Consider the following 13,638-nt stretch of genomic DNA (forward strand, 5'->3'; position numbering starts at 1 on the left):
AAGTGGGGGGCTGTCCACAGCGCTCGGCGGGGTGGGGCCGGGTGGGCGCAGTCTGCTGCCACGGCGATCGCACCGCCTGCCCGACCCGGATCGCGGGGCGGGGGACGGGCGGACTCCGTGATCGGCGGTCGTGCGGCGCGCCACGAGTGAGACCGGTGCGCGCCGCACGGCTTCAGGAAGCCGGGCGGGACAGGCCCGTCGCGGCACCGGCTGTCCGGCGAGGAGTGCCGGGCGAGGGAGGGGACCAGGATGAACGAGACCGTGGTGTGCGTGGTGGGCAATGTGGCGACGCGGCCGGTGTACCGGGAGCTGCCGAACGGCCCGTCGGCCCGGTTCCGGCTCGCGGTGACCGCGCGGTACTGGGACCGGGAGAAGAACGTCTGGACCGACGGGCACACCAACTTCTTCACGGTGTGGGCCAACCGCCAGCTCGCGGTCAACGTGGCCGCGTCGGTGGAGGTGGGGCAGCCGCTCGTGGTGCAGGGGCGGCTGAAGGTGCGTACCGAGATGCGCGAGGGGCAGCAGCAGGCCTGGGCGTCGGCCGACATCGACGCGGTGACGATCGGCCACGATCTGACGCGGGGAACGGCGGCGTTCCGGCGCTCGGCGAAACCGGAGACGCCAGGTAGGGCGGAGACGCGTCCGGAACCGCAGTGGGAGACACCGCCTCCTGCGGAACCGGAAGCTCAACAGGACCCGGAGCGCGTGTTGGTGACATGACGTCATCCGCTGCCCGACCGAGAGGTGGCTCATCGGCAAATGCGCCGCGAACACCCATCCAAAGCGGTGGATTTGTCGATAAGCCCAGCTCATGACACGCCCCCGCGATAACGATTACAGCTCGGATCAGTCGTACGACCATCCGACCGCCGGGTGCGGACGTCGTTGATCCATAGGATGCCCAGGCGAACACCCCCCAGGGGTTGGCGATTTCTGCTGGTGGGACCGCCCCCCAAGTCCAACGGGTCCTGCTCGAAGGGGAATTCTGTGCTTTCTGCGTTCTCTGGGTTCACCCGGTCCACCGCGCCCGCGAAGGCCGGTGCCCTGACCCTGGCCTGCGGGCTGGCGGCGGCGGGTGTGCTGTCCGGCGCCGGTACGGCCCTGGCCGACGGCAGACCGCAGACGCAGAACGGGGCGACGGCCACGATCAACGGCCTCAAGACGTACGGCGAGGCCGTGATCCACGAGGACGGCGGCACCGACCTGCGGGTACCGGCCGGCCTGTTCGACATGTCCGTGGACGGCGGCGGCACCCTGCAGACGTACTGCGTCGACCTGCACAACCCCACGCAGCGCGACGCCAAGTACCAGGAGACCCCCTGGAGCGGCACCTCGCTGGGCGCCAACGCGAACGCCGGGCGCATCCGTTGGATACTCCAGAACTCCTACCCCCAGGTGAACGACCTGGACGCGCTCGCCCGCAAGGCCGGCGCGACCGGGCTGACCGAGCAGGACGCGGCGGCCGGGACCCAGGTGGCCATCTGGCGCTACTCGGACGCGGCGAAGGTCGACGCGGTGGACCCGCAGGCGGAGAAGCTCGCGGACTACCTGGAGAAGAGCGCCCGCCCCGCGGCCGAGCCGCGGGCCTCGCTCACGCTGGACCCGCCCGCGGTCTCCGGCCGCCCCGGTGACCTGCTGGGACCGGTGACCGTGCACACCGACGCCGCCGGCGTGACCGTCTCGCCTCCGGCGGACGCGGCGGCCGAGGGGATGCGGATCATCGACCGCACCGGCAAGGTGATCACCTCCGCGCACGACGGCAGCCGGCTCTACTTCGACATACCGGAGGGCGCGCCGGACGCCGCGGTGCAGGTGGCCGTGCAGGCCTCCACCACCGTCCCGGTGGGCCGCGCCTTCGCCTCCGAATCACGCAGCCAGACGCAGATCCTCGCCGGCTCCAGCGAGTCGACGGTCTCCGCGACGGTCGACGCGTCCTGGGCCGCCGAGGGTGCCGTACCGGCGGTCTCGGCGCGCAAGAACTGCGCCAAGGGCGGGGTGGACGTCACGGTCGCCGACAAGGGCGACGAGCCGTTCACCTTCGACCTCATGGGCACCTCCCACACGGTCGCCCCCGGCAAGGTCGAAACGATCACGGTCCCCCTGAAGGAGGACCAGTCCTACGACTTCACCGTCACCGGCCCGGGCGGCTTCACCCAGCGCTTCACCGGCATCCTCGACTGCGCCACCCAGGGCCCGGCCACAGCGGCCTCGGCCCAGACCTTGAGTGAACCGACTCCGATCACCCTGCCGGGCGAGGCCCCCACGGGGACGGACCTCGCGGCAACCGGAGGGTCCGCGCTGACGCCGGTGATCACGGGGGCGGCGATCGGTCTGGTGGTCATCGGCGGCGCCGTACTGGTGATTCTCCGCGGGCGGGAGAACAAGGCGGGGGAGTAACGGCTCCGCCGCGCGCCAGCCGTCCTCCGGGACCGGGGGAAGCTTGGCAGGGCTTGACCGCCGAACCGGATCGCGCCGTGCTCGAGAAGTACCCCAGCTCACAGCCCCCCCGCCGGTACGCGTTTCCCCCCAGGGGTGGCGGTCAGGCAAGATGGGGTGTATCTGCCCACTGCCAGATTTCAAGCTGCCGGACGGTTTCTCTTGGCTGAGTTCATTTACACCATGCGCAAGGCGCGCAAAGCGCACGGCGACAAGGTGATCCTCGACGACGTCACCCTGAACTTCCTGCCGGGGGCGAAGATCGGCGTCGTCGGTCCGAACGGTGCCGGTAAGTCGACCGTGCTGCAGATCATGGCGGGGCTGCAGCAGCCCTCCAACGGTGACGCCTTCATCTCCCCCGGTTACAGCGTCGGCATCCTGCTCCAGGAGCCCCCGCTGAACGAGGAGAAGACGGTCCTGGAGAACGTCCAGGAGGGCGTCGCCGAGATCAAGGGCAAGCTCGACCGGTTCAACGAGATCGCCGAGCTGATGGCGACCGACTACTCCGACGCGCTGCTCGACGAGATGGGCAAGCTCCAGGAGGAGCTGGACCACGCCAACGCCTGGGACCTCGACGCCCAGCTCGAGCAGGCCATGGACGCGCTCGGCTGCCCGCCCGGCGACTGGCCCGTCACCAACCTCTCCGGTGGTGAGAAGCGCCGCGTCGCGCTCTGCAAGCTGCTCCTTGAGCAGCCCGACCTGCTGCTCCTCGACGAGCCCACCAACCACCTCGACGCCGAGTCGGTGAACTGGCTGGAGCAGCACCTCGCCAAGTACCCGGGCACCGTCGTGGCGATCACCCACGACCGGTACTTCCTGGACAACGTCGCGGAGTGGATCCTCGAGCTCGACCGCGGCCGCGCTTACCCCTACGAGGGCAACTACTCCACCTACCTGGAGACCAAGCAGACGCGTCTGAAGGTCGAGGGCCAGAAGGACGCCAAGCGCGCCAAGCGGCTCAAGGAAGAGCTGGAGTGGGTGCGGTCCAACGCCAAGGGCCGCCAGGCGAAGTCCAAGGCCCGCCTCGCCCGCTACGAGGAGATGGCGGCCGAGGCCGACAAGATGCGGAAGCTGGACTTCGAGGAGATCCAGATCCCGCCGGGCCCGCGTCTGGGCAGCATCGTGGTCGAGGTCAACGACCTCAACAAGGCGTTCGGCGAGAAGATCCTCGTCGACGACCTCAGCTTCACCCTGCCGCGCAACGGCATCGTGGGCGTCATCGGCCCGAACGGCGCCGGCAAGACCACGCTGTTCAAGATGATCCAGGGCCTGGAGACCCCGGACGCCGGTGACATCAAGGTCGGCGACACGGTCAAGATCTCCTACGTCGACCAGAGCCGCGAGAACATCGACCCCAAGAAGACGCTGTGGGAGGTCGTGTCCGACGGGCTCGACTACATCAACGTCGGCCAGGTCGAGATGCCGAGCCGCGCGTACGTGTCGGCCTTCGGCTTCAAGGGCCCGGACCAGCAGAAGCCCGCGGGCGTGCTGTCCGGCGGTGAGCGCAACCGCCTCAACCTGGCGCTCACCCTCAAGCAGGGCGGCAACCTGCTGCTCCTCGACGAGCCCACCAACGACCTCGACGTCGAGACCCTCTCCAGCCTGGAGAACGCGCTGCTGGACTTCCCGGGCTGCGCCGTGGTCGTCTCCCACGACCGCTGGTTCCTGGACCGGGTCGCCACGCACATCCTCGCCTACGAGGGTGACTCCAAGTGGTTCTGGTTCGAGGGCAACTTCGAGTCCTACGAGAAGAACAAGATCGAGCGGCTCGGCGCCGACGCCGCGCGTCCGCACCGCGCCACCTACAAGAAGCTGACCCGGGGCTGATCGCACCTTGCGCCACATCTACCGCTGTCCCCTGCGCTGGGCGGACATGGACGCGTACGGCCACGTCAACAACGTGGTGTTCCTCCGCTACCTGGAGGAAGCCCGTATCGACTTCCTGTTCCGCCCGGACAAGGACTTCCAGCAGGGGTCGGTCGTGGCGCGCCACGAGATCGACTACAAGCGGCAGCTCGTCCACCGGCACCACCCGGTGGACGTCGAGCTGTGGATCACCGAGATCCGGGCCGCGTCCTTCACCATCACCTATGAGGTGAAGGACGCGGACACCGTGTACGTACGGGCCTCCACCGTCGTCGTGCCCTTCGACTTCGAGGCCCAGCGGCCGCGCCGGATCACCGCGGAGGAGCGCGAGTTCCTCCAGGAGTACCGGGACGAGTCCGCCGAGGAGAAGGCCGTCGCCGCATGACGGTGCTGCACCTCGCCGACGAGACGGAGGCGGCCGACCTCGCCGCCTTCCTCACCCGGCTGCTTCGCTACGACCGCGCGGCCGCGGTACGCCTCCAGGCGGCCGGGACCGCGCTCGCCGTCTTCGGACGCCCGCCCTCCTTCGAGGTGCTGGCCGTCCGCGCGGTGCGCCTCGCCAAGCCGTACGAGGACGGGCTCGACGTCGTCCTCGACATGACCGTCTCCGCGGGCGAACTGCTGGAGTCGGTGGACGAGAGCGCGGCCACCGCCGCCGTGCCCGCTGCCGTCACGGGGCCCCCGTGGGCCGGGGTGCTGCCGCCGCGCGGTGGCTGGCGGGCCGAGCCGGGGCTGCCCGGACCGGCCGTGCTGCATCGGACCGTGGCCCGGTCGGTGGCCGAATTCCGGTCCCGCACCGAGGAGTTGGCGCCCGAGCAGCGCACCCGTGCCGAGCTGGACCGGATCGGGCGGGAGATCTGGTCCCGCGAGGTCGGTTCCACCCGGCTGCCGGTGCGGGCCGTGCACGCCGCGCACTCGCTGGGCTTCCTGCGGCCCCCGGAGCCGGACAGCGCCGAGGAGACGGGCCTGTTCTCCTCCGGGGCGTGGCTCCGGCTGCGCACCCCCTACGGGTCGATCGCCGTACGGCGTGCGGGGCTGGGCGCGCTCGGCGTCACGGTGCGCTGAACACCCCGTTCACAAGGCCTCGTTCACCAGGACCCGCTCGCACGGCGGCACCGTCACGAAAACCGGTTCACTCCGCCGTGTTCACCATCGACGCCGCCGCGTACGTCAGGTAGTTCCACAGCGTCCGCTCGTGCTCCTCGGACAGCTCCAGCTCGTCCACCGCGTCCCGCATGTGCCTCAGCCAGGCGTCGTGCGCGGCCCGGTCCACGGCGAACGGGGCATGCCGCATCCGCAGCCGGGGGTGACCGCGCTCCTGGCTGTAGGTGGTGGGTCCGCCCCAGTACTGGATCAGGAACAGGGTGAGCCGCTCCTCTGCCGGGCCGAGGTCCTCCTCCGGGTACATGGGCTTCAGCAGCGGGTCCTCGGCGACGCCCTGGTAGAAACGGTGGACCAGCCGGCGGAAGGTCTCCTCCCCGCCGACCTGCTCGTAGAAGGTCTGCTCCTGAAGCGTGCCGCGTCGGATCTCGTTCACCCGTCCATGGTCTCAGACCGGGAGGCCCAGGACTCAAGCCCTAGGACCGGCCACCGTCCGCCGCTCCCGCCCCGGATCGTGCCTACTGTGGACGTATGGGCGCCTACGATTCCGAGCTGACCCGGGTGGCCGCCGAGGCGCGGGCCGCGCTGATCCGGCAGATCGACCGCGACGGCGCCTGGCGGGCGGACCCGGTGTGGCGGGAGAGCTTCGCCGAGGTGCCCCGGCACCTGTTCGTGCCGTACTACTACGTCGGCGTCCTCGGCGGGTACGAGCGGTACGCGGCCGACGACCCCGATCCGGCCGGGCGGGAGCGCTGGGCGCGCGGCGCCTACGCGGACGCCCCGCTGGCCACCCTCCTGCACGACGGCGAGCTGGTCTCCTCCAGCAGCCAGCCCTCGCTGATGGCGCGGATGCTGGTCGCGCTGGGTGTCCGGGACGGCGACCGGGTGCTGGAGGTCGGCACCGGCACCGGTTACAACGCCGCCCTGCTCGCCCACCGGCTCGGCGACGACTCCCTGGTCACCACGGTCGACATGGAACCGGAGATCACCGAGCCCGCCCGGCAGCACCTCGCCCGGGCCGGGTACTACCCGGTGGTGGTCACCGGCGACGGGGCGCACGGGGTGCCCGCGCACGCCCCGTACGACCGGATCATGGCCACCTGCATGCTGCCCACGGTGCCGCGCGCCTGGATCGCCCAGTGCGCGCCCGGCGCCCGGATCATCGCCCCGCTGAACAACGGGCTCCTCGCGCTGGACGTCGACGACTCCGGCCGCGCCGAGGGCCGCTTCCTGAGTACCGGCGCCTACTTCGTGCCGCTGCGCGGGGAGAGCCGCGCGGCCGCCGAGCCGATACCCACCGGCGGGCTGCCGGGGCGGGCGCGGGACCAGGAGTCGTTCCGCTTCCTGCTGGGCCTGGTCCGGGGCGCGCTGGAACCCACGCGGGCGTACGCGCTGTGGGAGAGCGCGGGCATGCCGGACCGCGAACGGTACGGCGTCACGGTCAGCGGCCGGCGCGCCTGGGCCTGGCTGGACGACCCGGAGGGCCACGCCTGGCCGCTGCCGTGAACACCCCGGCTCAGTCGCGGTGGACGGTGATCGTCGTCCAGGCGCCCACGTGCACCCGGTCGCCGTCCTGGAGCGGTACCGGCACGAACGGCTGGATCGGCTCGTCGGAGCCGTTGACCGTGGTGCCGTTCGTCGAGTTCTGGTCGACGACCGCCCAGCCGCCGTCCGGCTGCTGCACCAGCACCGCGTGCTGGTGCGAGACACCGGGGTCCTCCGGCGGCACCGACAGGTCGATGTCCGGGGTGTCGCCGGTGGAGTGCCGGCGGCGGCCGATGGTGACCTGGTTGCCGGTGAGTGTGCGCTGCTGCTCGGGCGAGTAGGCGGGCAGGTTGAGCCCCGCGGCCTCGGGGCCGGAGCGCTGCATCATCGCCATGAAGTAGTCGCGGTCCGGGCCGATGGTCGCGGTCCAGGTCGCGGGGCCCTGCGGGGCCTGCGGAGCCTGGGGGTAGCCCTGCGACTGGCCGGGGCCGGACTGCTGCGGATAGCCGTAGCCGCCACCGGGGCCGCCTGCGGGGCCGTTGTTCGACGGCGGCGGGGGGATCACCCAGTCGTCGTCCGCGAAGGACGGGCCACCGGCCGGGGTACGGCCGGTCTCCTGAGGGAAACCGGACGGCGGGGGAGCCTGCCGGGAAGGAGCGGTGCCGAAGGCGGAGGGCTCACGCCCGAACGGCGGGGGACCGGAGGGGCCACCCTGACCGGAAGGACCGCCGGGACCACCGGGGCCGCCCTGCGTACCGGGGCCACCGGGGCGGCCGGGACCCCCTGGACCGCCGTAACCCTGCCCGCCACCGCGACCGCCGGGCCCACCCGGACCCTGCTGACCGGGCCGGCCCTGCGGACCGGGCCCCTGCTGGCCGGGACCACCCTGCCCCGGCCCACCCTGCGGACCGGGACCCTGCCCGGGCCCACCGCCGAACCCCGGCGGAGGCCCCGGCCGGCGCTCCCCGAAGGGAGACTGCCCGCCCGAGGTGGGCGGCGGCGGGGACGCCGGACGGCGCTCGTTGCCGAACGGCGTCGGCCCCGAGGGCTCGGAGTCGAACGGGGGTATCGGCTCGGCCGGCCGGTTCACCTGCGAGGGCCGGGAGCCCTGGTACTCGTACCCGTCACCGCCGCCGAAGGGCCGGCTCGGCGACTGGTAGCGGGGCTGCTGCTGCCGGGGCGGGGCCGCCGGGGTGTACGAGGTGGCGGTGTTGGTCAGGAAGTTCCACCGGCACTCCTCGCAGAAGGGCGCGCCGCCCTCGCGGGGCGTACGGCACTGCGGGCACAGCTCCGCCTGCGCGCCGGGGGAGGGGCGTCCCTCATTGCGCGGCGGCGGGAACCCGTAGCCGCCGCCGGACGGGGGCGGGGGCGGAGGCACGGCACCGGCCATGCGGTGACCGCAGACCTCGCACCAGTCGTCGGAACCCGACTGGTGTCCGTTCGGGCAGGTCGGCATGTCGGTGGTACCCCTTCTGCTGAGGTATCGGTGTCTACAGGGTCCCTGTCGCCAGGGTCACTTCTTGACGCGAACAGTCTTCGTGGACCGGGTCTCGAGTGTCATCTCGTCGGCCTCCGCGACCTTCGCCTTCAACCGCACAGTACCGGTCGGGGCGTCGACCACGTCCACCACCTTCGCAAGCAGTTTCGCAGTATCCGCGTTCCCCGACACCCCCGCCAGCTGAACGGCCCGTCCCAGTTTGGCCGTTGCTCCATCCATATCGCCCGCTCTGCGGAGATCCATCCCTTCCTTGATGGCCTGCGCCAGTTCGGCCTGACCGGTGTAGTGGGCGACTTGGGCGTTCAGCGAGGTCGAGGCCGCCATGTCGTCGGTCCACACGGCCCGTACGAGTCCCTGGGCGCCGAGGTTCTGTACCGATCCGTCCGGTCGGGCCGCCACCAGGGAGACGCGCGCGGCGAGCATCTCCTGGCCCAGCCCGGCCGCCGGGACCTCCACGCAGAGGTGGTAGTCGCGGGACTCCTCGCCCCAGGAACCGCTGGGATAGTCCCCGGCGCGCGGGCCCGCCTCGGTGCGCCGGTCGGTCAACTCCGCGACGGCGGGCGCCACTTGCTTGACGAACTTGATGCGGGTGCCGACCGGCGTCCACACCCGCAGGGCGACGTCGGCGACCTCCTTGCCCATCGTCGACTCCATGATCCGGGTGAAGTCCTCGGTGAGCCGGGCCGGATCGGCGACGATGTCGGCGGTGCCGAGCAACGCCGAGGCGATGCCTGTGACTTCTTTCACTTCCCAGTCGGTGCCCACGCCCCGCGCGTCACAGGTGAACCGCCCGGCGCACGCGTCCAGGGTGTCCTTCAGCTCCGCCGCCGACTCGTGCTCGTTGCGGCCGTCGGTCAGCAGGATGCCGTGCCGGATCGACACGTCCGCCCCCGCCAGCAGCCGGTCGGCCAGCCGCAGCCAGGTGCCGATGGCGGTGCCGCCGCCCGCGCCGAGCCTGCGCAGCGCCTGCTTGGCCTGGGCGCGGGTGGTCGGGTCGGCCACCGCGAGCCGGCCGCCGCCCGGATAGACCTCACGGGCCACATGCGTACCGTCGACGATCCCGAAGTGCACCCCGTCGCGCAGGGTGTCGACGGCGGCGGCGGTGGCGTCGCGGGCGTTGCGCATCTTGGTGGGCGGGTAGTCCATCGAGCCCGAGCAGTCCACCATCAGCACCACGGCGGCCGAGGCGCCCGGCCCGGCGGGGGCGGTGCCGCCCCTGGCCGTCACGGTCACGATGGCGTTGACCTCGCGGCCGCCCTCCGGCAGATACTCGTTCTGGTAGACGTCCACCGAGAACTGCGGCCCGCCCGGCTTGGCGAAATTGGCCATGCTGGTTCACATCCCCCTCGGACACGCCCCGCTCCCCGCGAGGCGGTGCGTTCGGGCGGACCGGTCCCCTCCGCGTCCGCCCGTCCTTCCCCGTGCCTGTCCGTACTTGCCTGTGCGTCCCCGTACGCGAGGCCCCCGCACCGCGCGCGGTCACCCGCGCGGCGACGGCCTCAGGCCGATCCTGCCCCCTGCGGCGGCGTGGGGAACGGCACGACGGCCACTGTTACGTTGTCGTGGCCCCCGGCGTCCAGCGCGTGCCCCACCAGCACCCGTGCCGCGTGCAGCGGGCGGGCGGCCGCGTCCGGGGGCAGCACCTCGGCCATCTCCTCCGGCGCCTCGGCGTAGTTCCACAGACCGTCGGTGCAGACCAGCACCACACCGGACCGGTCGGGCTTGAACGACGCGGTGTGCGGCTCCAGTTCGTAGGCGTCGGCGCCGAGCCAGCCGGTGATGGCGTGGGCCCGCTCGTCGGCGTACGCCTCCGCCTCGTTCATCAGGCCGGCCGCCACCATCTGGGCCGCCCAGGAGTCGTCCTCGGTCAGCCGGGCCGGGGGCGCGGAGCGGTCGTCCGGCACCCAGTAGGCGCGGCTGTCGCCGACCCAGCCGACCACCAGCAGGCCGGAGGCGACCACCGAGGCGACGATCGTGCAGGCCGGGGCGTTCTGGTGCGGGGCGTGCTCGCGGGCCCCGTCGGGCGCCTCGGCGAGCGCGTCCACGGCCTTCGCGGCGGCCACGATCGCCTCGTGCATCGCCGCCTGCGGATGCGTGCCGCGCGGCAGGGCCGCCAGCAGCACGTCCCCGGCGGCCCGCGAGGCGGCGGTGGACGCCTCGTCGGGGCGGGTCGCGGAGGAGACGCCGTCGCAGACCACGGCGAGCGCGGCGGGGGAGCCGTCGGGCAGCGCGGTGTGCGCGACGGTGAAGTCGTCCTCGTTGCGGTGGTGGCGCAGGCCCCGGTCGCTGATGGCGGCCGCCGGGCCCGACTCCCGCTCCATGTGATCGCGTTCGCGGGGCTGGGCGTGCCCGCAGTTCTCGCAGTAGCCGTCGCCGTCCACCCGGCCGGCGCGGCAGGCCACGCACACCTGCGCGGGAGGCTCGGCACGCGGGTCGGGGGCCTGGAGCGGGTACTCCTCGGGCTCGGTCGGCTCCGTGGCCTCGGCGGGCCGGTCGAAGCGCACCCCGGACGCGGCCGGTTCGGGCGTGTGCAGGGGGGTGCCGCCCGAGTCGGTGCCGGGCACGTCGGCGGCCCGGTGGGCGCGCGGCTCGGTGCCGCCGGTGGTGGCCGGCTCGGGCTCGGGCCAGTCGACGCCGCCGTCCGGCGCGCCGGTCGTGGTCAGCGTCGGCTGGTCCGCGGGCGGCGCGGGCACGGCGGACAGGTCGTATCCGCACGCGCCGCAGAAGAGGTCGCCCGGTTCGAGCGGCTCCGCGCAGCTCGGGCACTTGGGCAGTGCGGCCTGCTGGGGCATCTGTGACATGACTACACCCACGTCCGGGGGCGGTAACGGTTGGCCCGTTCCACCAGGTTGATCCTCTCCTCGCCGCCGGGCGCCAGCCGGGCCAGCGTGCGGTAGGCGCGCTCCAGGCCGAAGCGGAGGCCCCGCTCGTCCAGACCGCTGCCGAGCAGCATCCGCCCGCCGGTGACCGGCCGAGCGGTGTCCTGACCCCTGGAGAGTATCCAGTCCAGGGCGCAGCCGAGGACTTCGGCCGACAACCGCTCGCGTCGCGCCGGGTCCAGCCCGTACGCGTCCAGCGCCTCGACCTGGCCCGCCGCGGCGGTCAGGTCGTCCAGGAACGGTACGTCACCCGCGGCCGCCGTGCGTTGCCGCAGCCGTGCCCGCACCGCCGCGACCCGCGCGGCCGTGTAGTGGATGGACGACTCCGGCACCGATTCCAGCGTCCGTACGGCGCCCGCCCGGTCCCCGCCGGCCAGCCGCACCCGCGCCAGGCCGAACGCGGCGCTGACGAAACTCGGGTCGGTCGCCCACACCAGCCGGTAGTACTCGGCGGCGTTGTCCAGCTGGCCCAGGACCTCCGCGCACAGGCCGAGCGCCAGCTTGGGCGCGGCCTCGCCGGGAAAGGCGTCGTAGATCGCGTCGAAGGCGAGCGCGGCACTCTCGAAGTCGCCCGTGACCAGGGCGGACACGCCCCGGTACCAGACCACCCGCCAGTCGTCGGGCCGCTCCTCGTCCAGCCGGGCCAGCGTCGCCAGCGCGGCCTCCCGGTCGCCGTGCTCCAGCCACGCCCGCACCCTTCTGAGCCGGGTCTCCACGCCCTGGCCGGGGGCCGCCTCCAGCGCGCCGATCAGCTCGCCCGGCGCGGAGGCGGCGAGACCGGCCAGGAAACCGGCGTCCGGGTCGTTCGGGTCGACCAGCGGCACCGGCAGCGCCAGCGCGGCGGCCGGGGCGTCGACCGGCCGGACCAGCGCGGGCGGCGGAGCCGGCGGGCGGCCGGGGCCGGGCAGCGCGCGGGCGCCGAGGCGGGACACCTCGCCGTCCAGCGCCGGGAACAACTCGGTGTCAGTCACCCGCAGTTCGGACCCGAACAGGGTCGACAGCGCGGGCCGGGCCTGCCCAGTGCTCAGCGAGACGACCTCGCGCAGCACACCGGTGAGCTGGTCGGCCATCTCCTGCGCGGAGGCGAACCGGCGGGCCGGGTCGGGGTCGGTGGCGCGGACCAGGAAGCGGTAGAAGGACTCGTAGCGGCGGAACACCTCGATGGTGTCCGGGTCGGGCAGCGAATCGGCGTAGACGGTGGTGTAGCCCTGGAAGTCGAAGGTGAGGACGGCCAGGGTGCGGCCCACCGTGTACAGGTCACTGGCCGCCGAGGGGCCGATGTCGGCGACCTCGGGGGCCTGGTAGCCGACCGTGCCGTAGATCGCGGACTCCTCGTCGTCCATGCGGCGCACGGCGCCCATGTCGATGAGCTTGAGCTGGTCCTCGGTCTGGATGGCGTTGTCGACCTTGAAGTCGCAGTACAGCAGGTTGCGGCTGTGCAGATGGCCGAGCGCCTCCAGCGCCTCGATGCCGTAGGCGCACGCCTGCTCCACCGGCAGCGGGTCCCGCCTGCCGTCCGGGGTGCGGCGGCCGTTGGCGATCTCCTTCAGCGACTTGCCGCCGACGTACTCCATGACGATGTAGCCGTCCAGGGAGCCGGTGCGCTGGTCGAGGTGCTCGACGAAGTTGTAGATCCGGACGATGCCCGCGTGCTCGATCTCCGCGAGGAACCGGCGTTCGGAGATCGCCGCCGCCATCGCGTCCTGGTCCCCGGTGTCCAGCAGGCCCTTGAGCACCACCCACCGGTCGGACACCGCCCGGTCCACCGCGAGGTAGATCCAGCCGAGCCCGCCGTGCGCCAGGCATCCCGCCACCTCGTACTGCCCGTGCACGATGTCCCCGGCGCGCAGCTTGGGCACGAAGGAGTACGGGTGCCCGCACTTGGTGCAGAACCCCTCGGTGCGCCCCGGCCGCTCCCCGCGCGCCCGGCCCACCGGCGCCCCGCAGTCGGCGCGGGAGCAGTACCGCTTGCGCTCGGGCACCTCCGGGTTGTCCAGCACCATCGCGCGCGGGTCGGGCCTCGGCACCTGCGGCACCACGACCAGCCCGGCGCCCAGCCGACCGCGCCCCGACGACCCGGAGGCCGAGCCCGAGCCGCGCACCGACACCGAGCGGCCGCCGGACTTCCCCGACAGCGACCGGGAGAGCCGCCCCGACACCGAGCGCCGGGAGCGGGCGGACTGCGAGGAGCTGCGCGTGGCACCGCCGTTGATCCCGGTCGGCGCCGATCCGACCGAACCCACCGGCCCGGAGGCCGGTTTCGCGCCCGGCGAGACCACGGGGGCCAGCCCGCAGGTGTCGCAGTACAGCTCGCCGCCGCCCATGTCCTCGTAGGCGCCCGCGCAGTCCGGGCGCTGGCAGCTGCGCCGTTCC

At 72.9% G+C, this 13,638-nt stretch carries 11 protein-coding genes; 6 read left to right on the top strand and 5 right to left on the bottom strand.

Annotated elements, in window-relative coordinates; all coding sequences use genetic code 11:
• The first annotated feature begins 249 nt into the window (after positions 1-249).
• The 5 genes from E5082_RS28065 to E5082_RS28085 all read left to right on the top strand — a co-directional run bounded on the left by E5082_RS28065 (position 250) and on the right by E5082_RS28085 (position 5,367).
• On the top strand, positions 250-720 hold the full coding sequence (locus tag E5082_RS28065) for a single-stranded DNA-binding protein (protein WP_135794058.1): 471 nt from the start codon (positions 250-252) through the stop codon (positions 718-720).
• A gap of 267 nt (positions 721-987) precedes the next feature.
• The gene (locus tag E5082_RS28070; protein ID WP_373309991.1) at positions 988-2,397 is read left to right on the top strand and encodes a Cys-Gln thioester bond-forming surface protein; all 1,410 of its coding nucleotides are present in this window, start codon (positions 988-990) and stop codon (positions 2,395-2,397) included.
• Between the two features lie 201 nt (positions 2,398-2,598).
• Positions 2,599-4,263 carry an energy-dependent translational throttle protein EttA gene (ettA, locus tag E5082_RS28075; RefSeq protein ID WP_135794060.1) on the top strand — a complete coding sequence of 555 codons (1,665 nt, stop codon included), beginning with the start codon at positions 2,599-2,601 and terminating at the stop codon, positions 4,261-4,263.
• Positions 4,264-4,270: 7 nt separating this feature from the next.
• Positions 4,271-4,687 (top strand): acyl-CoA thioesterase, encoded by a 417-nt coding sequence (locus tag E5082_RS28080; protein WP_030813986.1) that lies wholly within the window; start codon positions 4,271-4,273, stop codon positions 4,685-4,687.
• Positions 4,684-5,367, top strand: coding sequence for a DUF8185 domain-containing protein (locus E5082_RS28085; RefSeq protein ID WP_135794061.1), 684 nt, complete (start codon positions 4,684-4,686; stop codon positions 5,365-5,367). Before E5082_RS28080 ends, E5082_RS28085 begins: the two co-directional genes overlap by 4 nt.
• Before the next feature lie 67 nt (positions 5,368-5,434).
• On the opposite strand, the gene E5082_RS28090 is transcribed toward E5082_RS28085, so the two are convergent.
• Positions 5,435-5,839, bottom strand: a complete 405-nt coding sequence (locus E5082_RS28090; protein ID WP_135794062.1) for a globin — start codon at positions 5,837-5,839, stop codon at positions 5,435-5,437.
• 95 nt (positions 5,840-5,934) lie between these two features.
• Here E5082_RS28090 and E5082_RS28095 point away from each other — a divergent pair, with 95 nt between their 5' ends.
• The gene (locus tag E5082_RS28095; RefSeq protein WP_135794063.1) at positions 5,935-6,909 is read left to right on the top strand and encodes a methyltransferase domain-containing protein; all 975 of its coding nucleotides are present in this window, start codon (positions 5,935-5,937) and stop codon (positions 6,907-6,909) included.
• Between the two features lie 10 nt (positions 6,910-6,919).
• On the opposite strand, the gene E5082_RS28100 is transcribed toward E5082_RS28095, so the two are convergent.
• The 4 genes from E5082_RS28100 to E5082_RS28115 form a co-directional block, all read right to left on the bottom strand.
• The gene (locus tag E5082_RS28100) at positions 6,920-8,344 is read right to left on the bottom strand and encodes an FHA domain-containing protein (RefSeq protein WP_135794064.1); all 1,425 of its coding nucleotides are present in this window, start codon (positions 8,342-8,344) and stop codon (positions 6,920-6,922) included.
• 57 nt (positions 8,345-8,401) lie between these two features.
• Positions 8,402-9,715 carry a vWA domain-containing protein gene (locus E5082_RS28105; RefSeq protein ID WP_135794065.1) on the bottom strand — a complete coding sequence of 438 codons (1,314 nt, stop codon included), beginning with the start codon at positions 9,713-9,715 and terminating at the stop codon, positions 8,402-8,404.
• 170 nt (positions 9,716-9,885) lie between these two features.
• Complete coding sequence (locus E5082_RS28110; RefSeq protein WP_135794066.1) at positions 9,886-11,187, bottom strand: PP2C family protein-serine/threonine phosphatase; 1,302 nt, start codon at positions 11,185-11,187, stop codon at positions 9,886-9,888.
• 2 nt (positions 11,188-11,189) lie between these two features.
• Positions 11,190-13,589 (bottom strand): serine/threonine-protein kinase, encoded by a 2,400-nt coding sequence (locus E5082_RS28115; RefSeq protein WP_135794150.1) that lies wholly within the window; start codon positions 13,587-13,589, stop codon positions 11,190-11,192.
• Positions 13,590-13,638 lie beyond the last annotated feature (49 nt).

It is taken from the genome of Streptomyces griseoluteus (assembly GCF_004784465.1).
Lineage (GTDB): Bacteria > Actinomycetota > Actinomycetes > Streptomycetales > Streptomycetaceae > Streptomyces > Streptomyces griseoluteus.

What these genes read in the sequence shown, in the direction of transcription:
- E5082_RS28100 (WP_135794064.1), bottom strand. Translation starts at nt 8,344, where the DNA reads ATGCCGACCTGCCCGAACGGACACCAGTCGGGTTCCGACGACTGGTGC.
- E5082_RS28105 (WP_135794065.1), bottom strand. Translation starts at nt 9,715, where the DNA reads ATGGCCAATTTCGCCAAGCCGGGCGGGCCGCAGTTCTCGGTGGACGTC.
- E5082_RS28085 (WP_135794061.1), top strand. Translation starts at nt 4,684, where the DNA reads ATGACGGTGCTGCACCTCGCCGACGAGACGGAGGCGGCCGACCTCGCC.
- E5082_RS28065 (WP_135794058.1), top strand. Translation starts at nt 250, where the DNA reads ATGAACGAGACCGTGGTGTGCGTGGTGGGCAATGTGGCGACGCGGCCG.
- E5082_RS28095 (WP_135794063.1), top strand. Translation starts at nt 5,935, where the DNA reads ATGGGCGCCTACGATTCCGAGCTGACCCGGGTGGCCGCCGAGGCGCGG.
- E5082_RS28115 (WP_135794150.1), bottom strand. Translation starts at nt 13,589, where the DNA reads ATGGGCGGCGGCGAGCTGTACTGCGACACCTGCGGGCTGGCCCCCGTG.
- E5082_RS28110 (WP_135794066.1), bottom strand. Translation starts at nt 11,187, where the DNA reads ATGTCACAGATGCCCCAGCAGGCCGCACTGCCCAAGTGCCCGAGCTGC.